This window comes from Thalassotalea sp. HSM 43 (assembly GCF_004752005.1).
In the GTDB taxonomy this organism is placed as follows: domain Bacteria; phylum Pseudomonadota; class Gammaproteobacteria; order Enterobacterales; family Alteromonadaceae; genus Thalassotalea_A.
Map to the genome: position 1 here is coordinate 2,021,831 of NZ_CP038493.1, position 26,897 is coordinate 2,048,727.

A 26,897-nucleotide genomic window follows, 5' to 3' on the forward strand; every position below is an offset into this window, starting at 1 on the left:
TATGGACAGATTATTAATAGGTAATATAGAACTTTGCAGTTTACCCGACTTAGGTATCTACGAGTTACCGGTGAGGGTAGATACCGGTGCCAAAACCTCGGCATTGCACGTTGATAATATTAAAGTGCTTTCTACTCGGGCTAAACCCTTGGTGAGCTTTGATCTGCACCCTGATGTCTACAATTTAGATAAAATTGTTCATTGCACTGCGCCACTCTACGATTCCAGACGAATTAAATCATCCAACGGTAGCAGTGAGCAACGATGCGTTATACAGACGCGGTTTGGCCTAGGCGACCAACAATGGCTGATTGAGTTGACCTTAAGTAATCGGGAAGATATGACGTACTTGATGTTATTAGGCCGAGAAGGGATGGGTGATCGTGTTTATGTTGACCCATCAGCAACGTTTTTGGTCGAGAGTACGCCTCAGATGAAAGCGTAAGGTTAGATCATGCAGCGAGCATTTATTCAGATATATATTGGTAGGCTTTTTGTACCGAGCCAAACATTTTAACCAATGTATTGCGTTTTTCTTGTTTGACCGAGTCTGGGATATCATTGTGATCGATTAAAAACAATAATGTTTTAACGATCATTTTCGGCGGTTTATTATTGTTATTGTCCGTCATAACTATCTCCTAGGCAGATCGCAATTAATGTTAATTGCCGTCGCCTACAACCTCTTTAATAGACTTAGATCAGCCTAAACTAACTGTGTCTATATTAGTGCGACATATCGGACAAAAAAGGCAACAGAAACGACATAATGAGATAAAACAGATGTTTTTAAAGGTTTTTTTGCTGATAGGCTTTCGGTGTCACCGCAAATTTATTCTTGAACGCTTTAGCAAAATAAGAGCTGGTGCTAAAGCCAACCTGATGAGCAACAAGATTGACTTGCATCCCTTCAATTAACAGCTGCTGACTTTTCGCGAGACGGAAGTTACGTAAGTATTCTATCGGCGACTGATCGGTGATCGCTTTAAGTTTACGTTGCAATTGTCTGCTACTCATTGCCATTTCACTGGCAATAAACTCGGCATCAAGATCATGCTCAGCAAAGTGTTGCTCTAATAACCTATCTAACTTACTTAACAAGTCAGAGTCTTGTGGCAGTAATATTTGCTGGCGACTAGGTTTACTGCTGACATCACGCTGCGCCATTTTCTCTGCCCATGTAATCCAGTTTTCGACTTTTAGTTGCAGCTCTTGCAGGTCAAAAGGCTTATCAATAAAGTCGATGGCTTGAGATTTGAAGCCAGTGAGGCGAGTACGTTTGTCGTTCTTTGCTGTTAATAGAATAACCGGGATGTGGCAGGTAAGTTGATGAGCGTTTATCTTGTTCAACATATCAATACCGTTTAGCTTTGGCATCATGATATCTGAGATGATCAAATCCGGTAATTCTTGCTGTGCGAGCAAAAGCCCTTGTTGGCCATTATTGGCAACCAGAACATTGTAGTCGTTTCGAAAATCTGCGCGTAAAAACTCATTTAGCTCGAGATTATCCTCAACGATCAGTAAGGTTTTCTTGGATGCATCGCTGACATAGTCACTCTCTAAATTGTCAGTATATTCCATCACTGGCAATGACTGCGCGCTGGCTGCTGGATTGGTGGCATATTGCGGCGTCAATGGGTTATCAATAGCTGCTGATTGGTCAAAGGTTAACTTAAAACAACAGCCAGAATTAATCTCACTGTCGAGTTCAATGGTCGCGTTAAACTGCTCAGCCAATTCACCGACAATGGCTAAACCTATACCTGAGCCTTCGCTGGTTTGATCAGAATCATCGCCACGATTAAATGGCTCAAAGATATGCTGTTGCTGGGCCTTGGCGATACCTTTACCGCTATCGGTAACAGTTATGACAATCTTATCGTGCGCATCTTTACCGACTTCTAAGCTGATATGACCTTGCTTGGTAAACTTGAAACTGTTGCCGAGTAAATTAATCAGGATTGTTTCTATGCCGTGTTCGTGGGCGTCGATATATAAGTTGTCTTCAATATTGCTGTGAAACTCGACGCTATGGCTTTGATAGGCTGAGTTAAATTGGTCTGCGGTTTTGCGGGCGATATGAGATACATCAATGCGCTCATTGGTTTTGTCTTTAAATGACTCGATATGAGACAAGCTCAATACTCGGTTAACCATCGACTTTAATCGTTTGCCGTTGCGCAATATGATTTCGAGATGGCGTTTCTTGGCGCTGTCTTGCTCTTCGTTGAGCAATCTTTGAATCGGCGCAATAATTAAACTCAGCGGCGTACGCAACTCATGTGAGGCATTGGTAAACAGGCGATTTTTTTCATCCAGTGTCAGCTGCAACTCATGCGCTTGATGTTCAATGACCTTGCGTTGCTCGGCGATTTCCTCTGTTCGTTGTTCTACTTGAATTGCCAATTGACGCTTTTGCTGTTCAACGCGATAAATGCGCATGCGAATCAGCAGGTAAATGATGGTAAGTACCAGTGCGACGTAACCAACATAGGCCCACCAGGTATTCCATGGTGCAGGCACCACATTGATATTGATATAAAGCCTATCGGTATTATTGGTCATGCCATATTGAATTGCTTTGACCTGCAATTGATATTGACCAGGATCTAAATTGGTATAATCAACGGTTAAACTTTTGCCAAGGTGGTATTGCCAGTTGTGATCAAAGCCTATTAAGCGATAACTAAACTCGCTCCCCATGTTTTTTACATACCTAAGATGGGCAAAGGATAACGACAAACGATTTACTTGATGGGTTAACTCGATGCTTTGTTGCTGCTCAGGTAGGCTTGCATACAATGATAAATTGGCATGGCTTTGCTGATGCAAAGGCTTCTGATCTAATAAAACATTGGTAACAGAGATACCGCCAGCGCTGTTATTGGCCTTAAGTAATTCTGGGGTAAACGTGGTCACGCCGTTGGTGCCACCAAATGCCAAACGACCATCATTTAAGGCGACGCTGGCGCCAGCATTATATTCATTGCCGACTAGCCCATCGGTTCTGTCAAAATTGGTAAATAAGCCAACATTAGGGTTAAAGCGACTGATACCTTTATTGGTGCTCAACCACAAATTATCTCGTTGGTCTGCTTCAATGGCATAGACGACTTGATTGGCTAACCCTTGTTCGACACCAAAGTGGTGTGTTTCGCCAGTGGTTTGAGTAATGCGATTTAAACCATTTGAAGTACCAACCCAGATAAAACCCTGCTTATCTTCATAGATGGTACGTACGGTATTATGGCTAATGTGGTATTTACCGGGCTCGCCTTTGGTATATTGCACTAAGGTGCGTTGCGCGCGATTATATCGATACAGTCCATAGCCATCGGTGCCGACCCAGTAATTGCGATCTTTATCTTGAAATAGACTGTTGATTTTTTGTGCCGGAATATTGAGCAGCAAATGTGCACTATTATCTTTATGGCTAAAGGTCTGTTGCTGTTGATTGAATAGGTTTAAGCCGCCGCCATCGGTGCCAACCCAAAGTTGTTGTTTGTCATCAATCAATAATGACAAGACATTGTTATCGGCAAGGGAATGGATATCGGTATCGTCGGCAACAAAATGCATGGTGCTGTTTTGTTGGATATCAATGAGCTCCAGACCGCCGCCCCAGGTACCAATCCATAGCCGCTTTTGCTCGTCTTCAAGCATCGCTTTAATCGCGTTATTGTTAAGCAGTGCATTGATACGGTTTTGTGCGTTATTGGCGTTAAGGTCGCTATCAAAGCTATTAACACCACCTCCCCATGAACCAACCCACAAATGCTCGTTAGTGTCTTGATATAGTGACCAAATATCTTTGCTGTTGAGGTCTTTCGGGGCTTTAAGATTTTTAAAGACTAACGATTGTGGGTCGAGCTTACTAATACCATTGGCTGTGCCTATCCACAGCATACTATTGTTATCTTCGAAGATGGAATAAATGCGATTATGAGCCAGGCTATATTTGTCACCGATATCGTGTTTGAAATGGCTGAAACTATCACTATTAGGCTGGTATAAATTGAGACCGCCACCACGGGTGCCAACCCACAGTCGATTTTGCCTATCGGAGAAAATTACTCGCACCTGATCGTGCGACAAACTGGCGTTGTTATTGGCATCATGGCGCCAGTTTCTAAACACCTTTTGTTGTTGATCATATCGAAATAGGCCACCGCCCTGACTGCCGAGCCAGACTTGTTTATTGTTGTCTTCATGGATGGTAAAAATGCTGTTGTGGCTTAAGCCCATGTTACTGATAGTGCCCGCGACAAAGTGGCTTTGCTGACCGCTGGTTAAGTCATAAAGATAGACACCATCACCATGGGTGCCGACCCATAATTGCTGATTACTGTCGACTAATAAGCTATATATTGGCTTTTGAGTCTGCAGTAAGATTTCGGATACTTTATTGCTCGATTTATCAAAATAGTGCAATTGCCCTTGGTAAGTACCTAGCCATACTCGGTTGCCATTGGCATGCAATGCGGTGATACGGTTGCTGGTTAACGCGCTATTGGCAGGCGAATAATGACTAAACCAGTATTTATCCAGCGCCAGTTTGTTAATGCCTGCTGAGCGCGTACCCAACCATAGGTTGTTGTCGTCATCATAAGCCAGTGGGTATATATAGTTATCGGCAATGGCATTGATTTTATCGGTATCGGTTTTGAATACTTTAAAGGTGCTGCCATCAAAACGGTTTAGGCCATCTTGTGTCGCAAACCACATATAGCCGGTTTTATCTTGAGCAATGTTAAACACAATGCTTTGTGACAGACCGTCTTCAATGCTTAAATTATGAAACGATTCTGCTCTAATTGTTAACGGTGAAAGTGCTAATAATAGCAATAAAAACAAACAGCTAAGGTGCAGTTTTTGAATGAGAATGCGAGGCGATAGAGGGGTGGCAGCAACCAATTTTTGATATCCCAATCAGCAAACAAGGAGCCGTTTATATGTACATTGTTTACTAACTTACCTTGCTTTTTCGGTCTGCACAACGCTTTATTGCTGGCGGCTATAGATTAAATGCGCTGCCGATATGTTAGCTAACGACGCCATTACGTTTAAGGCCGCGGCGCACATTTTTGCAAAGCTTAGCCAGACGAGAAATCTCACCTAATTTAGGCACGTCACCATGCTCTAGCTTTACTTGCCAATCACATAACTCGGTATCAACGATCTCCAGTAACTTTTTTGGGCAACCAATGCAATTGATGCCGCAGATATTGGCTTCGCTTTCATTAAATGGAAAGTCATTACGCACCGCAACAATCAATTGTTGCATGGCCGTTGTCGCATCAGGTTTTCTTGGCTGTTCAGCTAACATAAATGAATACCTCTATATTGGCCGCTTTGTTGCAGCGTGACATAAATTGTAACCAATCGGGGTGTTATTTAGTTTTATCCTTTGTGTTAATTTGTTTTTAACTGATTTTCGATTATAACTTGTACAAGCAATTGGAAATAACCAAAAGGAATACTAATAATGCAATTAAAACAGGCTCTTATAGCAGTTGGGTTACAGTCGTTAGCGTTCAGCGCACAGGCTAAAGATATTAGTGAAATCGATAAGTCTTTGCTCGAACTATACGCTGATGATCGCCCAGGTGCGTCAATCATTATTAAGCAAGGAGACCAGGTTTTATTAGAAAAAGGCTATGGTTTAGCCAATATGGAATGGGGTATTGCCAATAATAAAGATACCGTGTTTCGTATCGGCTCTATTTCCAAACAATTTACCGCAGTTGCTATCTTGATGTTAATGGAACAAGAAAAGTTAAAACTTGGTGATCGTATTGATTTGTACGTTAGCGATCTAGTAGAAGATACTGCAGCGGTGACCATTGAGCAGCTATTGAATCATACCTCCGGCATACCAAGTTATACTGGTATGCCAAATTGGTTGACACAAATGAAGCAGGATAAGTCACCGACTGAAATGCTGGCTTATTTCAAAGATGCACCGCTTGAATTTACCCCTGGTAGCCAATTTAAATACAACAATTCAGGTTACTTTTTGTTGGGTATGATCATTGAGAAGGTCAGTGGTCAAAGTTACGAAGCGTTTATCGAAGAAAACATCTTTACGCCACTAGGCATGAAAGAGTCTTATTACGGTCACCCCAAAGAAGTCGTTGTAAACAGAGCGACCGGTTATGAATTTCATGGCAAGTGGCAAAACAGTGACTATATCAGCATGACTCAACCATATGCTGCAGGTTCTTTACTATCTAGTGTTGGAGATTTGGCATTATGGATTGATGCAGTTAACAGCTACAAGTTTATTTCCAAGCAAACCACGCAAAAGGCGCACACTAAAACGGTGCTCAGCAATGGCGAAGAAGTGGATTACGGTTACGGTTGGTCACTATCGTCGGTGCGAGGCAGTGAGTCTATCGCTCATGGTGGTGGCATTAATGGCTTTATAACTTACAGCCAATATATTCCTTCGCAAGACTTATACGTGGCGGTATTGTCGAATCACATGCATACGCCAAACCCAACTATGGTGGCAAAAGTCATTGCTGCTGATATGTTAGGTAAATCTTATCCTAAATTTTCTGATAAGCATGTCGACTTCGATAAAAAGGCGTTAACGCCGTTTGTTGGCCAGTATCGTATCGATGATAACAACACCCGCAAATTGTTTTTACAAGGCGATGGCGTATTTACCCAACGAACCGGTGGTTCGGTAATGCAAGTACGACAAGTTGATCAGGCCACCTTTGTATATCCTGATTCGCTGTCTTACTTTACTATCGAACAGAATGAGCAAGGGGATGTCACTGGCATGCTTATGCGCCAAGGTGGCGACGATGAACAGTTTGCCAGTTATTTGGGCAGCGAATTACCTGAGCCAAAGAAAGCGGTCGAAATAGATACCGCTGTTTATGACTCGTTAGTTGGTCGTTACAAGCTGGCGGATAACTTCATCCTTGAAATAAGCCGAGATGGCGACAAGTTGTTTGCCCAAGCTACCGGGCAGCAAAAGCTGCAAATCCACCCTCTGTCACCAACCAGCTACTTTTATAAAGAAGTTGATGCTCAAATCGAATTTGTTGAGCAAGACGGCAAACAAAGTTTGATATTGACGCAAGGCGGGCGTGATATGAAGGCAGACAAACTAGATTAAAACCTAAACCCGACAAACAAAAACAGCGCCTCAAGGCGCTGTTTTTTTATTTGCTGTAAAGCCAGTCAATTACTTCAGAGAAGCCATGTACTCAGCTAGTGCAGCGATATCTTCGTCAGTAAGCTTGGCAGCAATATTTGCCATCATGCTGTTCATGTCGTTATTACGAACACCACTGCGGAATTTCTCAAGTTGAACTTTGGTGTAGTCGGCTGTTTGGCTGCCAACTTTAGGGAAACCAGCAAGGCCGGCACCTTTACCGTCAGTACCATGACAAGCGATACATGCGGTAATACCACGAGCGGCGTCACCACCTTGATAAAGCTTCTTACCAACTTCATTTGCCTCAGCAGTAACTGGTGTTACTTTTTTGCTGGCAAAGTAAGCGGCAAGGTTTTGCATGTCATCATCACTAAGGCCTGCTACCTGACCGGCCATGATTGCGTCTTCACGATCGCCAGATTTGAAATCTTGCAATTGTTTAACAAGATAGCTTTCATGTTGACCAGCTAGTTTCGGGTGATTTGGTAACGGTTGGTTACCATCTGCACCGTGACACGCTGCACAAACCATGGCTTTCGCTTCACCAGCGTCAGCATCACCGACAAAGGTAAGTTTTTCAGCTGAAGGCTTGCTAGCGACTACGTCAGCAACCGCTTCTGGTGCTTTAAAGTACGCGCCTAAGTCAAGAATATCTTGCTCAGTTAAGTTCATAGCAACAGCGTTCATTGATGCATCTACGCGGTCACCAGCGTGAAACGCTTTAAGCTGCTTTTCAATGTACTCAGGGTGTTGGTTAGACAGGTTCGGGTTAATCAGAACTTCTGAGTTACCTTCTTTACCATGACAATCAACACAAGCGGTAATGCCACGTGTGACGTCACCGTCTTCGTATAAACCTTTACCTGCTACTGGGTCGGCAACAACTTGTGGTGCTGCTGGTGCAGGTGCTGCTGCAGCGGTTTCACCTTCGCCACCGGCTGCTGGCGCATCACCTGATAGAGATAGTGAACCAAAGTAAGCACCCAGGTCTAACATATCTTGTTCTGACAATGGCATCGCCATTGGTGCCATTACCGGATCGACACGAGAGCCGTCTTTAAAGGCTTTTAATTGCTTAACAATGTAGTCAGCGTGTTGGCCAGCAAGGTTAGGGTAGTTATCGGCGATACCGATACCATTTGCACCGTGACATGCTGCACACGTAGCTGCTTTAGTTTTACCTGCATCTGCATCACCGGCGGCAAATGCGTTACCAAGTAATCCGCAACCTAGGATTGCTGAAAGAACAAGTTTTTTCATATTTTTTCTGCCTGTTATTACTCGAGAAACAGCCTATAACAGGCCAAATTCTCTCTAATAGCGCGATTAGTTTAATAAATAGATATAAAAATTTACGGTATTTTACACAATTCCCGCGCAGGTGTAATGGTTATTGACAAAATTTCCGCAAAAAATTGTCAAATTGACCGCTATTTAACGATTACAAAAAAACAATACGAAGCAAATCAAAAAACAGGATATAATTGAACAAGTTATTTTTTACTTGGTAGATGATTTTGACAACAGCTGACGTAAATCTTCATGTCGCGCAATTTATCCTTAGTGCGCCTGATATTCGCAAATTACCTGACGACACCGGCGTCGAGGTGGCTTTCGCTGGCCGCTCCAATGCTGGCAAATCAAGCGCACTTAATACGCTGACGAATCAAAAGTCGTTGGCCCGAACCAGTAAAACCCCTGGTCGTACCCAACTTATTAACGTTTTTGACATTCGTGAAAATCGCCGCTTGATCGATTTGCCAGGTTACGGTTATGCCAAAGTACCATTGGAAATGAAAAAGAAATGGCAGAAATCGTTAGCGGAATATTTGGAAAAGCGTGAGAGCTTGAAAGGCTTGGTGGTGCTTATGGATATTCGTCACCCATTAAAAGATCTCGACGTAGATCTGATTCAATGGGCAAATGATTGCCAATTACCCGTTTTGGCACTGTTGACCAAAGCCGATAAATATAAGTCTGGTAAACGCAGCTCCGAAGTGCTGAAAGTGAAGAAAGTCTGTAAAGAATTGCACTCTGACATCAAAGTCATGGCATTTTCGTCATTGAATAAAGTTGGTTTAGAACAAGCGACCTCAATCATCGGTGATTGGTTTAGTAGTTATAGTGAAGGCAATGAAGCCGATTTAGTCGACGTTGAATAACGTCAATTTATCGTTATTGCAGACAAAGGCGCTTCGGCGCCTTTTTTGTTGGCTGGCATTCTGGGCGCAATATGCCAATATTAAACGAAAAGAGGTTTCATATGAAATACATATACTTAACTATTGTTTTGTTGCTAATGCCGGCGTGTTCGGTGATAGAAGACGAAAAACAGAAAGTGCAATTTGATTATGCACAAGATAAGAAACAGCTTTCTTATACTGGCCCGCTAACCCTAGAGGATGTCGAGGCGGCATTGCGTTTAGTTGGTGATAAGCCAATTGAAAGTTTGTCGATATCTAGCGTTGGTGGTTTCACCGATGCCGGCATGCGTTTAGGGTATTGGGTGTTTAATAATCAAATTAGTGTAACCGTTCGTGATATTTGCGCATCAAGCTGTGCTAATTATGTTTTTACCGCGGCTAAGCGTCGCATTATTAGACCAAATACGGTTATCGCTTGGCACGGCGGCGCACTGCAAAATGATTGGGAGATCCCTTGGTATATATCTGAGGACAAGGCTGCCAACATGCTCGAGCAATGGCGTTTTGAAGAACAAGATTTTTTCACGATGATCGGCGTCAATCAATTGATCACGGTAATAGGTCAGCGTTCGCCATATAAAGCCCAAGTCCCTTCTGGCAACTGGACCTATGATCAACAGTCTTTAGTACTGCTTGGTGTCGGTGAGATTGAGTTTGCCGATAATATTGTTACCGACAACAGCATTACCCAAGAGATGAAAATGCAAGTGACGCGTTTAACGATTAATCAGCAACAATTGGATGCGTTGCAGGAAAATTAGCATAAAAAAAACCGACGTCACAATGTGCCGTCGGTTGGAAGCTTATGGGGAAGCTAGAAAACAAAAGTTATTACAACAAGAATTCCGTTAGGAATGATTGTAGTTTAGAGTGTTCACTCTAGCTTGTAAAGTATTTATTCTAACTTTTATTACATTTTTTGCAAAAAAACGCTACATACGTATGCAAAAAGGCCTTTATTTTGTTTTTTTGCTCAATTTTTTGTAATTAAATTACATTTAGTGTGCTTGCTGCCAGTTGTCGCCTGTACCGGCTTCTGAGATCAACGGCACATTTAATTGCACTGCATCGTCCATAATTTCGACTAATTTTGGAACAATTTCATCAATAATGCTTTCATCCACCTCAAATATCAGTTCATCGTGCACTTGCATGGTCATTTTTATGCGCGAATCGTTTTGTTCTAACAACCAGGCTTCAACGGCTAACATCGCCTTTTTAATGATATCCGCGGCGGTACCTTGCATTGGCGCATTAATCGCAGCGCGTTCTGCTGCCGCTCTACGAGCACCATTTTTTGATTTGATCTCAGGTAAATATAAGCGACGACCAAATAGTGTTTCGACATAACCTTTGTCACTGGCGTCCATTCGAGTGTTTTCCATATACTCTTTTACCCCAGGATAACGCTCAAAATATTTATTCATGTAATCTTGTGCTTGGTTGCGACCAATATGCAGTTGCTTGGCCAAGCCAAACGCAGACATGCCATAAATCAAGCCAAAGTTAATTGCCTTAGCACTACGACGGTGGTCGGCGGTTACTTGCTCTAATGGAATCGCGAAAATCTCCGCGGCGGTCGCTTGGTGAATATCGCGGCCTTCTGCGAATGCGTTTAACAAGCCTTGGTCATTAGATAGGTGCGCCATGATACGCAATTCAATTTGTGAATAATCGATGGCGACAATCTTGCTGCCTTGTGGGGCGATAAATGCCTGACGGATTTTTTTACCTTCATCAGAACGAATAGGGATGTTCTGCAAGTTTGGATCCGTTGATGACAACCGACCTGTGGCTGTTACCGCCTGATGGTACGAGGTGTGAACTCGGCCAGTTTGCGAATCAACCATTAACGGCAGTTTATCGGTGTAGGTTGATTTTAGTTTGGCCAATCCGCGATGCTCAAGAATCAATTTAGGCAGTGGGTAATCAAGTGCTAGCTCTTGTAATACCTCTTCGGCTGTCGATGGCGCGCCTTTGGGTGTCTTTTTAATCACCGGAATATTTTGCTCTTCAAACAAAATGGTTTGCAGTTGTTTTGGTGAGCTCAGGTTGAAACTCTTGCCTGCGATTTCATGAGCTTTCATTTCTAACTCATCAAGGCGGGCAGCGATGTGCAGTGATTGCTGGTTGAGCAAATCAGAATCAATCAACACACCGGTTTGCTCCATGCGAGCCAATACCGGCATTAATGGCATTTCGATTTCTCGGAATACTTGTTGCTGATCGCTATTTTTTTCTAACTTAGGCCACAATACATTATGCAAACGTAAGGTGATGTCCGCATCTTCTGCGGCATAATGACCGGCCTTGTCGATATCGATTTGGTTAAAGGTTAATTGTTTTACACCTTTACCGGCAATATCTTCAAAGTGCACGGTTTTATAATCGAGATATTTAGCCGCCAACGCATCCATATTATGACGAGTGGCGACACTGTTATAACAATATGACTCGAGCATGGTGTCATACTCAATACCATTTAATTTAATGCCGTGGCGCATTAGCACGTTGGCGTCGTATTTTAAGTTTTGACCAATCTTTTTTAACTCATTGCTTTCTAGCAATGGTTTTAACTTTGCCATTACAAGCTCTTTGTCGAGCTGCTCTGGGGCGTCAATATAGTCATGGGCGAATGGCAAATAGGCGGCTTTACCAGGTTCGGTTGCAAATGACACACCGACCAACTCAGCCTGCATATAGTTAACTGAAGTCGTCTCGGTATCAAAGGCAAAAGTTTTGCTTTGTTCAAGTTGTGCTAACCAATCGTCTAATTGTTGCTCGGTCAATATGATGTCGTAGTTAGCGTCGACTTGTTCAATGACCTCTTCGCTTTCGCTTTCTTCGTCAACGCTGGCTTCAGGGGCACCTTTATCGAGGTCCGCCAATAAACGTTTTAATTCAAACTGACTGTACAGCTCTCGTAGCGTCTCTGTTTGCGCGGGTTTGGCTTCCATTTCAGCCAATGTTTGTTCAAGCTCTACATCGGTTTTAATGGTGGCCAATTGATATGATAGTGGCAATTGCTCTAATGCTGAGCGCAGGTTTTCACCGATTTTGCCTTTCACTTGGTCGGCATTAGCCATAACCGCATCGAGCGTGCCGTGTTGAGCGAGCCATTTAACCGCGGTTTTCGGACCACACTTTTCAACACCTGGAATGTTATCTACTTTGTCGCCCATCAAGGCGAGATAGTCGATGATTTGATCTGGGCGTACGCCAAACTTTTCAACAACACCGTCGACATCGGTCATGGTATTGGTCATGGTATTAATTAAACGCACATGCTCCGTTACCAATTGCGCCATATCTTTATCACCAGTAGAAATAATGGTTTCTAAACCTTGTTCACTGGCCTGTTTGGCTAAGGTACCGATCACATCATCGGCTTCAACGCCTTCGATCACCAATAATGGTAGACCCATGGCTTCGATAATTTTATGCAGTGGTTCAATCTGACAACGCAGATCATCAGGCATAGGAGGGCGGTTCGCCTTGTACTCCGGATACATGTCATTGCGGAAGGTTTTGCCTTTGGCATCAAAAACCACCACCACCTTGCCGGTAGGATAATCTTTATTTAAAGAGCGGAGCATGTTTAATACACCAGTGATTGCACCGGTTGGATGACCGTCTTTAGTGGATAATGCTTGTAAATAAGGAACGTAATAGGCACGAAACAGATACGAAGATCCGTCAACAAGAATGTAAGGAGATGACTGGCTCATAAATTTCTAGGTTTAGCTCAATGATAATGCCGATTAGAATGCCACAGATAGAAAATTCAGACCAGAATTAAAATGTTCACATTACCTTGTTAATTGTGGATAACTCTGTGAAAACAATATGTGACACCACCTGACAAAAAGACAATTGTCAAGTGTGGCTTTGCTCAAGCTCATTAAGAATAGGGTGTGGGGATGATGTAAATGCACTTTCTATTTATTATTATTGGCAAAAATAGATGTGGATAATTATTCCCAGCTCCCGTTTGCGATTGACTAAAAAACATTCATTTCTCGCAAGGGGGATATTGATACTATCAGAACTATTTTTTAAAAAAAACGATTTTTTCAAAAAATATTAATAAATAAAACAGATTGCAATTTGCATTCTTAAACGAAAAAGTTGTATAGCTAGATGTGGCGCGGGCTGACGTTAATCAGCAAGAATGAAAGGGCTTACATGATTGTCAAGCAGGCAATAAAAAACCGGAACTAAATTCCGGTTTCTAAAGCTATATCAAACAGTAACGATAATTACTGAGCTGACTAACGCATGGTAACAAACTCTTCAGCAGCAGTAGGGTGAATGGCGATAGTGTTGTCAAAGTCGGCTTTGGTGGCGCCCATCTTAACCGCTACTGCAAACCCTTGCAGCATTTCATCACTACCCAAACCAATGCCATGCATGCCAACGATTTTCTCATTGTCGCCTTGACATACCAGCTTCATTCGACATGGCTGGCGATATTGGGTTACCGCGGTGTACATTGAGGTAAATTGTGAGGTATACACGGTGATATCTTGCTCACCATACTGGGCAACAGCCTCAGCTTCCGTAAGACCTAAGGTGCCAATTGTTGGGTGCGAAAATACCACGGTTGGAATTTGCGAATAGTCCAAGTGTTCCGTTGGCTTATTATTAAATAGTCGCTCAGACAAGCGACGACCTGCGGCAACCGCTACTGGCGTCAATTGGGCTCTACCTGTGTTATCGCCGACCGCATAAATGCCATCAACCGCGGTGTTTTGGTACATATCGGTTTCAATAAAGCCGCGCTCATTGGTGGTTAAATCCGCTGCTTGTAGATTAATGTTATCGGTGGCTGGCTCACGGCCAATGGCCCAGATAACACTATCAACCGTCAACGACTCACCATTTTCAAGGTGCAAGGTTAATGAGCCATCGTCATTTTTAATCAGCTCTTTAGGGGTGCTGTGTGTTTTCAATGTCAGACCATCTTGCGCCATGATCTCAACGAGTGTGTCTGACAGCATGTCATCAAAATCACGTAATGGTTTGTGTTTGCGCACCAATAAAGTGGTGTCACTGCCTAGCGCGTTTAATACCCCGGCGATTTCAACGGCGATATAGCCAGCACCGACCACGGCAACCCGCTGTGGTTGTTCGGTTAATGCAAAAAAGCCATCAGAGGTAATACCGTGTTCGGCACCTGGAATGTTAGGAATGCTTGGGCGACCGCCAGTGGCGATAAGAATGTGATCGGCGGTATAGACTTCACCATTGACTTCAATGGCATTGCTACCGACAAACTTACCAAAGCCGTTGATAACTTCTACGTTATTTTTACCGAGTACATTGTCATAGGAGGCGTGAATTCGTGAGATATACGCTTCGCGACTATCAACCAACTTAGCCCAGTCCAGCTTGCCAGCGGTTAAATCGAAGCCATAATCTTTTGACAAATGCACCGCATCAGCAATCTGACCGGCATACCACATCACTTTTTTAGGGACACAACCGACGTTAACACAAGTGCCACCCAAGGCTTTTGCTTCAATTAATGCGCACTTTTTGCCGTGCATGGCAGCACGGTTTATTGAGGCAATGCCACCTGAACCGGCACCAAGGGCAATATAGTCAAAATGTTTACTCATTATTCACTCCAAATCGCGATTATGCATACAAGATGGTGGCCAAATGGCAAATTTTCAAGCGCCGTAGGCAATTCATCGCGGATGACCATCAAACAAATCAATGTTTATTAGAGCGATGATTTAGGTTTTTCTATTCAAATTGAGTGTTATTTTCTGTGTCCATGGCCAATGAAAATACTGTTGAATGTGATCTCGTTGGCTTTTTATTGCCACCACACCTTGATTCTTGCCCTATTCGATCTTATTTGTACTAATAGATGACTAAAAAAACTAGGCCAGTAATTCATGACTAACCCGTTATTAGAACAAGCCCAACAACAGGGTGCTCTTCCGTTATTTTCGCAAATTAAACCAGAACACATTAAACCCGCGGTCGAAAAGGCCATTAATGATGCTAAGCAAGCGATAGAGTCGATCGCAGCCAAAGGCCAGGACTACAGCTGGCAAAATCTGGTGGCTTATTTAGATGATGTCGATGATATTCTCGAAAAGATTTGGTCTCCGGTATCGCATATGAACTCGGTAGTGAACAGTGATGAACTGCGCGATGCCTATGATTCTTGCCTAGCGACATTATCGGAGTACAGTACTTGGGTGGGCCAACATGAAGGCCTATACAACGCCTACAAGTCGTTGTCCGAAAGTAATGAATTTAATCGCCTTGATGTTGCCCAAAAGAAAGTCATAAGCAATGCTTTGCGTGACTTTAAATTGTCGGGTATTGGCTTAGAGCAAGACAAGAAGCAGCGTTATGGTGAGATCCAAACGCGCTTGAGCGAACTGGCATCAAAGTTTAGTAATAACCTGCTTGATGCAACTGGCGCCTTTAGTGTGTTGATTGATGATGAAAGTGAACTAGCCGGTCTTCCTGACAGTGCGTTAGCGGGTGCTAAGCAAATGGCTGAAAGCCAACAAAAACAAGGCTGGTTATTTACGTTGGATATTCCAAGTTACTTGCCAGTAATGATGTACTGTGACAACGCTGAATTGCGAGAAAAGCTCTACGTCGCTTATGTCACTCGCGCCTCTGATCAAGGTCCAAATGCTGGCGAGTTTGATAACACAGATATTATGGCTGAAACCTTGTCGTTGCGTCATGAGTTGGCTCAACTGTTGGGCTTTGACAGTTACGCCGAAGAGTCTTTGGCGACCAAAATGGCTGAAAATAGCGACCAAGTTATGACGTTTTTGCAAGACTTAGCGCAAAAATCTAAAAGCCAAGGCGAGAATGATTTATCTGAGTTACGCACATTTGCACAGCAAGAGTTTGCCAAAACTGACCTGCAACCGTGGGATTTGGCCTATTATTCGGAAAAACTAAAGCAATCGCGTTATGCGATTTCGGACGAAGATTTACGTCCATATTTCCCAGAAGATAAGGTCATTGCCGGCTTATTTGAAGTGGTGCATCGCTTATACGGTGTAAGCATTAAACAATTAGACGGCATTGATAGCTGGCACCAAGATGTTAGTTTTTACCAAGTCTTTGATCGTGATGATAATTTACGTGGTAGCTTTTACTTAGATTTATATGCCCGTGATAAAAAGCGTGGTGGTGCGTGGATGGCCGATTGCGTTGGCCGTCGTCAACTCAACGATGACAGTGTGCAACTGCCTGTTGCATTCTTAACCTGTAACTTTACGAAACCTGTAGGTGATAAACCTGCGTTGTTTACCCATGATGAAGTGGTGACTTTATTCCATGAGTTTGGTCACGGGTTGCACCACATGTTAACGCAAGTGAATGCCTCTGGTGTTGCCGGCATTAACGGTGTCGCTTGGGATGCGGTAGAATTGCCAAGCCAGTTCCTCGAAAATTGGTGTTGGGAACCACAAGCGTTGGCGTTTTTATCCAGTCATCATGAAACCGGCGAACCATTGCCACAAGCCATGCTTGATAAAATGTTAGCGGCAAAGAATTTTCAATCGGCCATGCAAATGCTCCGTCAATTGGAATTCAGCATCTTTGATTTCACCATTCACGCGCAATTTGATCCGAGCAAGGGTGATCAAATCCAATCGGTGCTTAATCAAGTACGTGATAAATACGCTGTGGTAAAGGCTCCTGAGTTTAATCGTTTTCAGCACAGCTTTGGTCATATCTTCGCGGGTGGCTATGCCGCCGGTTACTACTCGTATAAATGGGCTGAAGTATTATCTGCAGATGCCTACGCACGTTTTGAGGAAGAGGGAATTTTCAATGCCGACACCGGTAAAGATTTTCTTGAATGTGTGCTCGAAAAAGGTGGTAGTGAAGAACCTATGGAATTATTTAAGGCATTTCGCGGCCGTGAACCACAAGTAGACGCGCTATTGCGCCATTCTGGTATCGGCGTATAGTAAAGCCATAAATTTGCCTAGGGCGCCTATTGGCGCCCTTTATTTATTTGCATTATTTGGACGTTAAGTATGGAAAAAATCAGCACAATTTATCAACGCGCGCTTGAGAGAAAAGGCAGCGAAGAGAAATTACAGGCGCTGATGCACCCGTATCCGGCTTTGGCAGATAACAATCAGCAATTACGTCAGCTTAGCAGTGACCGTTTTTTGGCTGAGTTCACAAAGAAGGTATTTCAATCGGGTTTTGTTTGGCGCGTTGTTGAAAACAAATGGCCTAATTTTGAAGAGTTATTCTTTGAATTTAACATTGAGAAAATGCTGATGATGCCAGAAGAAATGCTTGAGCAAAAAGCATCTGATGCGCGCATCATTCGTAACTATAAAAAAGTACAAACGATTAAAGCCAATGCGCAGATGATTTTTGAAACTGAGGTGGAGCATGGCAGTTTTGCGTCGTTTATCGCCGACTGGCCAGAAACCGACATTATCGGCTTATGGAATCACCTGAAAAAACACGGTCAACGTTTAGGTGGCAACACCGGCCCTTACGCGTTAAGAGCATTAGGCAAAGACACCTTTTTATTAAGCCGTGATGTCGAAGCCTATTTTCGAGCTCATGATTTGATCTCTGGAGGCTTAACCTCAAAGACAAGTCTTAACAGCATACAGCGGTGTTTTAATGAGTGGCAGCAGCAAAGCGGCTATAGTTTAAAAGAGATTTCCCGCCTTATTGCCCTCAGCACGGGTGATAACTACATTACTTTGGACGGTGAATAATGAGCGATACTCCACACTGCCTAGTTTTCGCAGATAATCTTGCCAATGTGATGCAAGCTGAACAGGTTGCTGACAACTGGCAGTTACCTTATGGCGGTGAATTACGGGATATCAATAAGGTTAAAAGCCCATATTATTTATTAGCCACAGACGACCTAATTAGCCTGCATAAAACCGACGAGCCCAAATTGGGCGGTATTCACGTTGATTTTGTTGGCGGTGCGGTGGGCCATCGAGCTAAATTTGGCGGTGGCAGAGGCCAAGATATTGCCAAAGCCATTGGCTTAAAGCATGGCTTTAATCCAAATGTATTAGATGCCACAGCAGGATTAGGCCGAGATGCCTTTGTATTAGCAAACCTTGGTTGTAAGGTCACCATGATTGAGCGTCAACGACCGGTTGCCGCATTATTAGATGATGGACTGAAACGCGCTAAAACCAGTGATGAAGTGGGCGAGTGGATAGGCCAACGTATGCAGCTTATTAATGCGTCGAGCATCAATGCCATGAGCAAACTCGATGATATCGATGTGGTCTATCTTGATCCTATGTACCCACACCGGGAAAAGTCTGCCGCAGTGAAAAAAGAAATGCGGGTCTTTCAAGGTTTGGTGGGCAGCGACCCCGATGCCGATGACCTGCTCGACCAAGCGTTGGCGTTGGCCAAGTATCGAGTTGTTGTGAAACGTCCTAACTACGCCGAGCCGTTGGCTAATCGCCAGCCGAGCACATCCATCAAAATGAAGAAAAATCGTTTTGATATCTATGTTAATCAGGGTATCCCTAAAAATTAACGCCACCAAATCGTCCTTGATTTTGGTGGCATGCGCGAGCATTTTTATAACCATAATTGGCTATCGGTTAATAGCGGATTAAAACTCTTTTATTAGGTAGTCAAAGGCCGATAATGCAGCTTTAGAACCTTCGCCCATGGCAACAACAATTTGCTTGTAAGGTACTGTTGTCACGTCACCCGCGGCGAAAATGCCAGGCTCTGTGGTGTGACACTTTTCATCAATAATCACTTCGCCAAAACGGGTGCTTTCAACCACGTTTTGCAGAAATTGGCTGTTTGGCAGCAAACCGATTTGTACGAACACACCGGCTAGTTCAACTTGATGGGTTTGATTACTGCTACGATCGGTATATTCAATCGCGCTGACTTTGCCATCAGTGGCAATAATTTGCTTGGTTTCGGCATTATTGATCAACGTGATTTTATCGTTTGCTCTGGCTTTATCGAGCAGCACTTGGTCAGCCTTAAATTCATCCATAAACTCAAATACCGTTACCTTATTTACCATACCAGCTAAATCTAATGCGGCTTCGATACCTGAGTTACCACCACCGACAACAGCGACGTCTTTGCCTTTGAAAAAAGGCCCATCACAGTGTGGGCAATAAGCCACACCTGAACCCACATTCTCTTTCTCGCCTGGCACGCCAAGTTCACGCCATTTGGCACCTGTGGCAACAATAATGGTTTTACTGGTAATGATTTCGCCGGATGACAAGTGCAAGGTTTTCAACTTATCGTCGCCACCTTTGTCGATATTGTCGACGCGCACATGTTCTTTTAAGGTGATGTCATAATCACTCATATGCTGTTGCATGTTATTGGTCAGTTGAGTGCCTGTGGTTTTATTTACCGAAATCAGGTTTTCTATGTCGACCGTGTCTTTTACTTGACCGCCAATGCGATCGGCAATCATGGTTACCTTTAAGCCTTTGCGGGCGGCATAAATCGCAGAGGCAACACCCGCTGGGCCACCGCCAATGACGGTAACATCTTGCGTTGGCAGTTGTTCAGTTTGACTAGTTTTTGCAATGTGTGGATAGCGTTTAAGTAGCTTGTCGATAAGCTGTGCGGTATCGATTTTACCGTTAGCAAATAACTCGCCGTTAAGGTAAACGCTTGGCACACCTTGAATATTGCGTTCAGCGATTAATTGTTCGTATAAACCACCATCAATCATCTCACTGTTAATGTTGTCATTAATCAGCGCAAATTGATTCAAAGATTGCACTACATCCGGACAGTTATGACAGCTTAGGCTGACGAACACTTCAAAATGCAATGGTTCATTAATGTTTTTGAGTAAGCCGGTTAAGGTGTCATCTAGCTTGATTGGTGAACCTGATGACTGCAGAATCGCCAAAATTAGTGAGTTAAATTCGTGACCGCCGGGAATGCCAGAAAAAATAATGCCATTAGGCTTGCCATCGACTTGCAGTGCAAATGAAATTGGACTGCGTAAATTGATATCCGCCTGTTGTAAAATCAAGTTGTCGGAAATCGAACAAAGCTTGCTTAAAAACTCATGTAATTCGTCGCGTTTTTGATGCGCACCGGTTTGCAATACCAATGTCACAGGGTTTTTCATGTTGGCAGTGTAAGTTTTTAATGTGTTGAGAATATCTGGAGATAACATACGAATACCTTTTTGTTAGTTTGGTTATGAACTCAGTGCAAAAAAAATGGCGGGTCAATTAGGCAATTGAATTTGCTAATGCCCGCCGAACGAAGGAAGTAAATGAGTAAGTCGTGTTAAGCGTTAGATCTTGCCGACAAGATCAAGGCTTGGTGTTAAGGTTTGTTCGCCTTTTTCCCATGCGGCTGGACATACTTCACCGTCATTTTCGCGAACATATTGTGCTGCTTTTACATTACGAACCATGTCTTTTGCACTGCGACCAATACCACCGGCGTGAATATGAGCGACTTGAATAACACCGTCTGGGTCAACTAGGAAAGTACCGCGATGTGCCATGTGGTCTTCTTCAATCATCACATCAAAACCGCGAGTAATATGGCCTGTTTGGTCACCTAACATTGGGAATTTGATTTTGCCAATCGCTTCTGAAGAATCGTGCCATGCTTTGTGTGAGAAATGGGTATCGGTCGATACGGCATACACTTCAACGCCTAGCTCTTGCAATTCTGCGTAGTGGTTTGCCATGTCTTCTAGTTCTGTCGGACATACAAATGTGAAGTCAGCAGGGTAGAACAAGAAGATGCTCCATTTACCTTTTACAGAATCTGAAGTTACTTCTGTGAACTCGCCATTGTGGAATGCTTGTGCTTTGAATTCTGGAATAGTTTGACCGATCTTAGCCATGATGATTTACCTCTATTTTTAAAATTAATATGTGATTAACTGTGTGTTGTTCGCAGCTGTCTGCGTTTCGATGTGGCTATAGTACGATGCGAGGTTTGATTAGTATAATTGATTGAATTGATTTTTATGTTCTATAAAATTGAATTACAAAAGCCAAGTATTGCTTTATAGTATCGCTATTCACAGGTATTAATTAACAGCGTGCACATTGCCATGATCTCTCTTAAGCAACTTCGTTATGCATTAGCGGTCGAGAAGACCCTACATTTTAAAAAAGCCGCCGAGTTATGTAATGTCTCGCAATCGGCGTTAAGTACGGCAATCAATGAACTTGAAAAACAGTTAAACCTGCAAATATTTGAGCGTAATAATAAACAAGTATTAGTGACCAATCTCGGTAAGCAGATTTTAGACAAAGCTCGATTTATTAATTTAGAAGTCGATGAGCTGTTACAGTTTGCGCATGTCAATAACGCGCCGTTATCTGCGCCACTAACCATAGGGGTTATCCCGACCATTGGTCCGTATTTACTGCCCAAAGTATTGCCTGAAGTGCGCCGACAATACCCAGAACTGCCGCTTAAAATTGTTGAAGAGCAATCCCATGTTCTCGTTGAAAAGGTGCGTAACGGTGAACTTGATGTGGCTATTTTAGCGCTGCCTTATAACATTGATGGCTTGTTGAGTTTTGAATTTTGGCAAGAGGATTTTTATTGGGTTAGTCATCGTGATCAGTACAACGCATCACTGCAAGAAATCAGCAGTAAAGACCTAGAGATTGATAAACTATTGTTACTTAAAGATGGTCATTGCCTAAAAGATCATGCCTTAGCTGCCTGCCAACTGCAGCCTAAAAATCAACATACAGACTTTGATTCCACCAGCTTGTACACCTTAATTCAGATGGTTGCTGGTAAATTAGGTACCACACTTGTGCCAAAAATGGCTTTAGATCAGTTGGTTAGCTCACAATCAGAGTTACAGGCCGTACACTTAAATGAACCCGGTCCACATCGCTCAATCGCCCTAGTGTTGCGTCCGAACTATGTGCGAGTAAACGATATCACCTTGCTGCAAAAACTGTTTAATCAAGAGTTGAAAAAGCACGATAGATAAAATCGAACATCAACATCAGTTTTAATCGCTGTATCAAGGAGCAACGATTCGGTTTAATGGTGACAACCTATAACATCTCATATGGAGCAAACCATGAGAAATCTAATCAATGTGGTAAAACAACTCATTAGCAAACCGTCAAAGCATGCGTGTCAGTGCAACTATCAAGACAATTATTATGGCGATCAACTGTGTCAGCAGCGTTAATTGCTCAGACTAAAGCAGTAACTCATTATTGATAGGGGTGAAACGATCGCAGGCAATTAACAACGAGTTTGCGGTAAGTTGCTCAACGCCGATTACCTCAACCTGACATTTATATTTTTGCCTTAATTTGTTGACCAATAGATCAAAATCACCATCGCCAGAGAGCAAATACACTTTATCGACATCGCTGCCGTGCTCTAAGGCATCAATGGTGATGCCAACATCCCAATCGCCTTTGGCGCTGCCGTCATTACGTTGAATAAACGGCTTTAGCTTCACAGTAAAGCCGATGGCACGTAGGATATTTTGGAATTGCTGTTGTTTTTCATTGCCGGCGTCAATGGCGTAAGCATAGGCATGGTCTATTTGGTGGCTTGCAGCAATGTAAGCCCATAGTTTGTTGTAATCGAAACTGCGCCCAAACGCTTGTCGGCACGTATAGTAAATATTCTGAACATCCACAAAAATAGCTGCGCTAGGCATAACGAGGTTTTCTCTAAACAATGAATGGTCTAAGTCTACGGGAAAAAATGTAAAAATTCAGACAAATGTTAAGCAAGGCTTTATAATCAGATTCAATAACTTAACCAGAACAAAAGTGAACATCATGATAGAAGTTAACAAAGCAGTACCTGCCGGCGAATTACAGCAACTTACCAGCGATGGTATGCAAGTTCATCAAGCGAGCGAATTATTTGCCAAAGGGACCAGTGTCGTTTTTGCTGTACCTGGCGCCTTTACACCAACCTGTTCGGCAGCACATTTGCCGGGTTTTGTGGTTAACTTCGACGAATTCACCGCTAAAGGCGTTGATCGTGTAGTTTGTGTTGCGGTTAACGATGCTTTTGTGATGGATGCATGGGGTAAATCAGCTAATGCTGAAAACCTCATGATGCTAGCCGATGGTGATGGTAGCTACCATAAAGCGCTTGGTCTTAGTATGGAAACAGGTGGCTTTGGTGGTGTTCGTTCACAACGTTATGCCATGGTGATCAAAGATGGTATCGTCAGTCAGTTGTTTGTAGAACAACCAAAACAATTTGAAGTAAGTACCGCAGAAAACGTACTTGCTAACCTTTAAACGCTAATTTCAAATCAGATAAACATAGAGACGTATTATGTTAAAGCAACCTATGATTGAACAGCTCAATGAGCAAATCAATATGGAATTTTATTCTTCTAACCTGTACCTACAAATGAGTGCTTGGTGTGAAGACGCCGGTTTCGAAGGCGCTGCTGCGTTTATGCGCAAGCACGCAATTGAAGAAATGCAACACATGAACCGCTTGTTTAACTACGTGAGTGAAACAGGTGCAATGCCAATTTTAGGTGCAATTGAAGCGCCACCACATGAATTTGGCTCGTTAGTTGATGTCTTTAAAGAAACCTATGAGCACGAGTGTTTGATTACTGAACGTATTAACGCCCTTGCGCATACCGCGTTTACCACTCAAGACTATTCTACGTTTAACTTCTTACAGTGGTTTGTGGCTGAGCAACACGAAGAAGAAACCTTATTCAAGTCGATCATCGATAAAATTGAATTGGTTGGCGCGGACGGTCATGCACTGTTCTTCGTCGACAAAGACCTAGCTGAGATGGCGAAAAACGGTCCAACTTCCGTTGAAGTACCAGCAGACGGTGCATAATTAATAGATGTCTTTGCAACATTTAGATGTACTTGTGATCGGTGCCGGCGCGGCGGGGCTAATGTGTGCTCTCAACGCCGGTTACCGTGGCCGCAGTGTCGCGGTAGTCGATATGGGCAAAAAGCCCGGTCGAAAAATCATTATCAGTGGCGGTGGTCGATGTAATTTCACCAATCAAAACGCCAACCCCGATAACTATCTTTGTCAAAATCCACACTTTGTTAAATCGGCATTAAGCCGCTATACCCAGTATGACTTTATCGACATGGTGGAACGCCATGGTGTCGAATATCATCACAAAACCTTAGGCCAATTGTTTTGCGACAACAGTGCTCACGACATTGTCGAGATGCTGATGACCGAATGCGGCTGGGCCGGCGTACAGGTTAAAATGCAGTCGGAAGTGGTCAAAGTGGCCAAAGTCGACGATGGTTTTATCGTCACCACCTCGGGCAAGGATTATCACTGCCAATCGTTAGTGGTCGCATCCGGCGGTTTAACCATGCCTAAACTGGGCGCCACACCAATCGGCTATAAGCTGGCCGAACAGTTTGGCTTAACGGTGTTACCAACCTGCGCAGCCTTGGTGCCTTTTACTTTGCATGATCAGGATAAACAGCGCTTTGATGGCTTGTCTGGTATCAGTGTCGACAGCGTTGTTAGCAGTGAAAGTGGCGTTGTCTTTCGGGAAAATATTTTATTTACTCATCGCGGCTTGTCAGGGCCAGCTATTTTACAGATATCCTCATTTTGGAAGGCTGGTGAGTGGGTGAGTATTAACTTACTGCCCGATGAAAAGGTCTATGATAAGTTGCAATCCTTGCGCCAAGAAGCGCCTCAGCGAGCCTTAAAAACCGCGCTTTCACATATGCTACCGAAGCGCTTTATCGAACGCTTATATCAAGCTGGCGAATTGCCTGAGAAAAACCTAAATCAATTATCCAATAGCGATTGTCAAAGCCTGCATGATTATTTTCATGACTGGAAAATCAAACCCAATGGTACCGAAGGTTATCGCACCGCTGAGGTTACATTGGGCGGCGTGGATACCGATGAGCTTTCGAGCAAAACCATGGAGTCAAAAAAAGTCTCTGGTCTGTATTTTATCGGTGAAGTGACCGATGTGACCGGTTGGTTAGGCGGTTATAACTTTCAATGGTCGTGGAGCTCAGGCTGGGCCGCTGGACAAGTGGTTTAGTCGTTCGCAGCTTGCTAATTAAGCATATTAAGGCCTGCCTGACAGGCCTTAATGACGCGCGATATTACAATTAATCGTTTGTTCGAGTTATTTCGAAGCGGAAATTTTCTTTAGCAAGGTATCGAGAATCTCATCATTGTCATCAAGTAAATGGTCTTTTATGACAATATCGGCAATGACGCCTTGTTGTTTACTGCTACCATTTACTCGAACGATAAATCCTTTTGATATTTTCACGAAAATGCCCGTTTTAGGCAACGTATAGTGGAACTGAGAAGCATACAAACTTGGATAATCACCTGTTTCCTCACCGACCAATGTTGCCCAACCATAATCTTGAATCTGCGCCGCAGTAACCGCTGCTTGTGAATGCGATTGGCGATTAATCAATACGTAGGCTTGACCTGTGAATCGTTTTTGTTCGCTTTGAGGTTGATAGCTATCTACAACATATTCAAAGCGGCTGCCATCCTCATGGGCCATTATTGCTTGCCAATAGGGATTTGTAAGATCCCTATTTTTTCGCGTGTCTTGCTTCAACAATTTACTGGTTTTAAGATGAAAATTGGCATGCCATTTAAACGGTTTGTCGGCGAGATAAGACACTAGGTAATCACTGTGCGAATCATTACCACCAGCATTGTTTCTTAAATCAATAATAAGGTTTGCGATGTTTTTTTGTTTTATCTTGGCAAATGACGAATCGATAAATTGCTTAAACTCAGCTTCGTCCCCAGAAAAGTTGGCAATATAAAGATAGGCGCTATCATCGAAAAATTTTAAATACCTGTTCGAACCAATGATTTCTTCTCTTATTGATTCAAAGCCGCTAAATACATCTACGGCATCAAAGCGATGGCTTGTTATGACGCCGTTGCTCTCTAACTCGACAACATAATGTTTCGTTTCACCAAATGCGCGCCAAAAATAACGCGGAAAAGAAAACAGTTCTAGTTTGGAATTTTTGAAGTAACGTCGTTCTGCCGAAATCAGCGGATAAATTTGTTCTAGGATATCTGCAAATGCAACGCCGTTAATGGATTTGATTTGGGCACCAATCTCGATGCTCTGATCGCTAGAGTAATTTTTTCGCACCAAAGGCTTATCATGTTCAAAGGCGATTTCTAAAGGGAAAATAGTGCCACCGTTTTCAGCATACTGCAGGTAAGGCTGCACCGGAAAATCAAGTTCGGAATGACCATTTTTGATGGTGCTAATCAACGATTGATATAAATTGACGGTCTCTAGCAAGCTATAATTCGGCTTTACTATGGATTGCGCTAATTGTTGATATCGAGCCTCAAAGGTTGCCTCCGAGGTATAGGCAAACGGGTCATAATGCGTTGCGCGGATGGAATCTCTCAGTGCCGATAAATCGTCGAGCACAACAGCTCGTGAAAAGCCTTCACTCGTTGCTGTAGCTTGAGTGCAAAATATCGATATAAATAATATCGTTAGAACGATTAGCTGTCGTGATAAGCTGTGCATG

The 26,897-nt window shown here is 43.2% G+C and carries 21 protein-coding genes; 11 read left to right on the forward strand and 10 right to left on the reverse strand.

Annotation, left to right across the window (positions count from 1 at the left end; all coding sequences use genetic code 11):
* The first annotated feature begins 1 nt into the window (after position 1).
* On the forward strand, positions 2-445 hold the full coding sequence (locus E2K93_RS08670) for an ATP-dependent zinc protease (protein ID WP_135438718.1): 444 nt from the start codon (positions 2-4) through the stop codon (positions 443-445).
* Between the two features lie 22 nt (positions 446-467).
* On the opposite strand, the gene E2K93_RS17690 is transcribed toward E2K93_RS08670, so the two are convergent.
* The 3 genes from E2K93_RS17690 to E2K93_RS08680 form a co-directional block, all read right to left on the reverse strand.
* Positions 468-632: a hypothetical protein gene (locus E2K93_RS17690; protein ID WP_189637729.1), complete on the reverse strand. Its 165-nt coding sequence runs from the start codon at positions 630-632 to the stop codon at positions 468-470.
* A 157-nt stretch (positions 633-789) separates the two neighbouring features.
* Positions 790-4,917, reverse strand: coding sequence for a two-component regulator propeller domain-containing protein (locus tag E2K93_RS08675; RefSeq protein ID WP_135438719.1), 4,128 nt, complete (start codon positions 4,915-4,917; stop codon positions 790-792).
* Between the two features lie 127 nt (positions 4,918-5,044).
* Positions 5,045-5,329, reverse strand: coding sequence for a hypothetical protein (locus E2K93_RS08680; protein ID WP_135438720.1), 285 nt, complete (start codon positions 5,327-5,329; stop codon positions 5,045-5,047).
* Between the two features lie 159 nt (positions 5,330-5,488).
* On the opposite strand from E2K93_RS08680, the gene E2K93_RS08685 reads away from it, so the two are divergent.
* Entirely contained in the window at positions 5,489-7,135 is a 1,647-nt protein-coding gene (locus E2K93_RS08685) for a serine hydrolase (protein WP_135438721.1), read from the forward strand.
* Positions 7,136-7,204: 69 nt separating this feature from the next.
* On the opposite strand, the gene E2K93_RS17885 is transcribed toward E2K93_RS08685, so the two are convergent.
* A complete protein-coding gene (locus E2K93_RS17885; RefSeq protein WP_416316094.1) occupies positions 7,205-8,437 on the reverse strand; it encodes a c-type cytochrome in 1,233 nt (410 codons plus the stop codon).
* Between the two features lie 251 nt (positions 8,438-8,688).
* Here E2K93_RS17885 and yihA point away from each other — a divergent pair, with 251 nt between their 5' ends.
* The gene (gene yihA, locus E2K93_RS08695) at positions 8,689-9,339 is read left to right on the forward strand and encodes a ribosome biogenesis GTP-binding protein YihA/YsxC (RefSeq protein WP_135438722.1); all 651 of its coding nucleotides are present in this window, start codon (positions 8,689-8,691) and stop codon (positions 9,337-9,339) included.
* Between the two features lie 101 nt (positions 9,340-9,440).
* Positions 9,441-10,142: a hypothetical protein gene (locus E2K93_RS08700; RefSeq protein WP_135438723.1), complete on the forward strand. Its 702-nt coding sequence runs from the start codon at positions 9,441-9,443 to the stop codon at positions 10,140-10,142.
* Positions 10,143-10,379: 237 nt separating this feature from the next.
* Here E2K93_RS08700 and polA read toward each other — a convergent pair whose 3' ends face one another.
* Entirely contained in the window at positions 10,380-13,109 is a 2,730-nt protein-coding gene (polA, locus tag E2K93_RS08705) for a DNA polymerase I (RefSeq protein WP_135438724.1), read from the reverse strand.
* Between the two features lie 543 nt (positions 13,110-13,652).
* Positions 13,653-15,002 (reverse strand): glutathione-disulfide reductase, encoded by a 1,350-nt coding sequence (gorA, locus tag E2K93_RS08710; protein ID WP_135438725.1) that lies wholly within the window; start codon positions 15,000-15,002, stop codon positions 13,653-13,655.
* Between the two features lie 285 nt (positions 15,003-15,287).
* On the opposite strand from gorA, the gene prlC reads away from it, so the two are divergent.
* From prlC to E2K93_RS08725, 3 genes are all read left to right on the forward strand, one after another.
* Entirely contained in the window at positions 15,288-17,342 is a 2,055-nt protein-coding gene (gene prlC, locus E2K93_RS08715) for an oligopeptidase A (protein ID WP_135438726.1), read from the forward strand.
* Positions 17,343-17,411: 69 nt separating this feature from the next.
* Positions 17,412-18,119 carry a DNA-3-methyladenine glycosylase I gene (locus tag E2K93_RS08720; protein ID WP_135438727.1) on the forward strand — a complete coding sequence of 236 codons (708 nt, stop codon included), beginning with the start codon at positions 17,412-17,414 and terminating at the stop codon, positions 18,117-18,119.
* A 50-nt stretch (positions 18,120-18,169) separates the two neighbouring features.
* Positions 18,170-18,913: a class I SAM-dependent methyltransferase gene (locus E2K93_RS08725; protein ID WP_135440446.1), complete on the forward strand. Its 744-nt coding sequence runs from the start codon at positions 18,170-18,172 to the stop codon at positions 18,911-18,913.
* Positions 18,914-18,991: 78 nt separating this feature from the next.
* Here E2K93_RS08725 and ahpF read toward each other — a convergent pair whose 3' ends face one another.
* Positions 18,992-20,551: an alkyl hydroperoxide reductase subunit F gene (gene ahpF / locus E2K93_RS08730; RefSeq protein WP_135438728.1), complete on the reverse strand. Its 1,560-nt coding sequence runs from the start codon at positions 20,549-20,551 to the stop codon at positions 18,992-18,994.
* A 123-nt stretch (positions 20,552-20,674) separates the two neighbouring features.
* Complete coding sequence (gene ahpC / locus E2K93_RS08735; RefSeq protein WP_228445236.1) at positions 20,675-21,238, reverse strand: alkyl hydroperoxide reductase subunit C; 564 nt, start codon at positions 21,236-21,238, stop codon at positions 20,675-20,677.
* A gap of 213 nt (positions 21,239-21,451) precedes the next feature.
* Here ahpC and E2K93_RS08740 point away from each other — a divergent pair, with 213 nt between their 5' ends.
* Positions 21,452-22,354, forward strand: a complete 903-nt coding sequence (locus tag E2K93_RS08740; RefSeq protein WP_135438730.1) for a hydrogen peroxide-inducible genes activator — start codon at positions 21,452-21,454, stop codon at positions 22,352-22,354.
* A gap of 216 nt (positions 22,355-22,570) precedes the next feature.
* On the opposite strand, the gene E2K93_RS08745 is transcribed toward E2K93_RS08740, so the two are convergent.
* Positions 22,571-23,044: an NYN domain-containing protein gene (locus E2K93_RS08745; protein WP_135438731.1), complete on the reverse strand. Its 474-nt coding sequence runs from the start codon at positions 23,042-23,044 to the stop codon at positions 22,571-22,573.
* Between the two features lie 124 nt (positions 23,045-23,168).
* Here E2K93_RS08745 and E2K93_RS08750 point away from each other — a divergent pair, with 124 nt between their 5' ends.
* The 3 genes from E2K93_RS08750 to E2K93_RS08760 are packed head-to-tail and all read left to right on the forward strand — an operon-like array spanning position 23,169 to position 25,408.
* Entirely contained in the window at positions 23,169-23,642 is a 474-nt protein-coding gene (locus E2K93_RS08750) for a peroxiredoxin (protein ID WP_135438732.1), read from the forward strand.
* A gap of 37 nt (positions 23,643-23,679) precedes the next feature.
* Entirely contained in the window at positions 23,680-24,210 is a 531-nt protein-coding gene (gene ftnA, locus E2K93_RS08755; RefSeq protein WP_135438733.1) for a non-heme ferritin, read from the forward strand.
* A gap of 7 nt (positions 24,211-24,217) precedes the next feature.
* Entirely contained in the window at positions 24,218-25,408 is a 1,191-nt protein-coding gene (locus E2K93_RS08760; RefSeq protein WP_416316095.1) for an NAD(P)/FAD-dependent oxidoreductase, read from the forward strand.
* Between the two features lie 87 nt (positions 25,409-25,495).
* Here the strand turns inward: E2K93_RS08760 and E2K93_RS08765 are convergent, their stop codons facing one another.
* Positions 25,496-26,794 (reverse strand): S41 family peptidase, encoded by a 1,299-nt coding sequence (locus tag E2K93_RS08765; RefSeq protein WP_189637730.1) that lies wholly within the window; start codon positions 26,792-26,794, stop codon positions 25,496-25,498.
* Positions 26,795-26,897 lie beyond the last annotated feature (103 nt).

Bases quoted from the DNA above. Each gene is read 5' to 3' on its own strand.
- E2K93_RS08745 (WP_135438731.1), bottom strand. From the start codon at position 23,044: ATGCCTAGCGCAGCTATTTTTGTGGATGTTCAGAATATTTACTATACG.
- prlC (WP_135438726.1), top strand. From the start codon at position 15,288: ATGACTAACCCGTTATTAGAACAAGCCCAACAACAGGGTGCTCTTCCG.
- ahpC (WP_228445236.1), bottom strand. From the start codon at position 21,238: ATGGCTAAGATCGGTCAAACTATTCCAGAATTCAAAGCACAAGCATTC.
- E2K93_RS08670 (WP_135438718.1), top strand. From the start codon at position 2: ATGGACAGATTATTAATAGGTAATATAGAACTTTGCAGTTTACCCGAC.
- E2K93_RS08760 (WP_416316095.1), top strand. From the start codon at position 24,218: ATGTCTTTGCAACATTTAGATGTACTTGTGATCGGTGCCGGCGCGGCG.
- yihA (WP_135438722.1), top strand. From the start codon at position 8,689: ATGATTTTGACAACAGCTGACGTAAATCTTCATGTCGCGCAATTTATC.
- E2K93_RS17690 (WP_189637729.1), bottom strand. From the start codon at position 632: ATGACGGACAATAACAATAATAAACCGCCGAAAATGATCGTTAAAACA.
- E2K93_RS17885 (WP_416316094.1), bottom strand. From the start codon at position 8,437: ATGAAAAAACTTGTTCTTTCAGCAATCCTAGGTTGCGGATTACTTGGT.
- E2K93_RS08750 (WP_135438732.1), top strand. From the start codon at position 23,169: ATGATAGAAGTTAACAAAGCAGTACCTGCCGGCGAATTACAGCAACTT.
- ftnA (WP_135438733.1), top strand. From the start codon at position 23,680: ATGTTAAAGCAACCTATGATTGAACAGCTCAATGAGCAAATCAATATG.
- E2K93_RS08700 (WP_135438723.1), top strand. From the start codon at position 9,441: ATGAAATACATATACTTAACTATTGTTTTGTTGCTAATGCCGGCGTGT.
- E2K93_RS08740 (WP_135438730.1), top strand. From the start codon at position 21,452: ATGATCTCTCTTAAGCAACTTCGTTATGCATTAGCGGTCGAGAAGACC.
- polA (WP_135438724.1), bottom strand. From the start codon at position 13,109: ATGAGCCAGTCATCTCCTTACATTCTTGTTGACGGATCTTCGTATCTG.
- E2K93_RS08725 (WP_135440446.1), top strand. From the start codon at position 18,170: ATGCAAGCTGAACAGGTTGCTGACAACTGGCAGTTACCTTATGGCGGT.
- gorA (WP_135438725.1), bottom strand. From the start codon at position 15,002: ATGAGTAAACATTTTGACTATATTGCCCTTGGTGCCGGTTCAGGTGGC.
- E2K93_RS08720 (WP_135438727.1), top strand. From the start codon at position 17,412: ATGGAAAAAATCAGCACAATTTATCAACGCGCGCTTGAGAGAAAAGGC.
- E2K93_RS08685 (WP_135438721.1), top strand. From the start codon at position 5,489: ATGCAATTAAAACAGGCTCTTATAGCAGTTGGGTTACAGTCGTTAGCG.
- ahpF (WP_135438728.1), bottom strand. From the start codon at position 20,551: ATGTTATCTCCAGATATTCTCAACACATTAAAAACTTACACTGCCAAC.
- E2K93_RS08680 (WP_135438720.1), bottom strand. From the start codon at position 5,329: ATGTTAGCTGAACAGCCAAGAAAACCTGATGCGACAACGGCCATGCAA.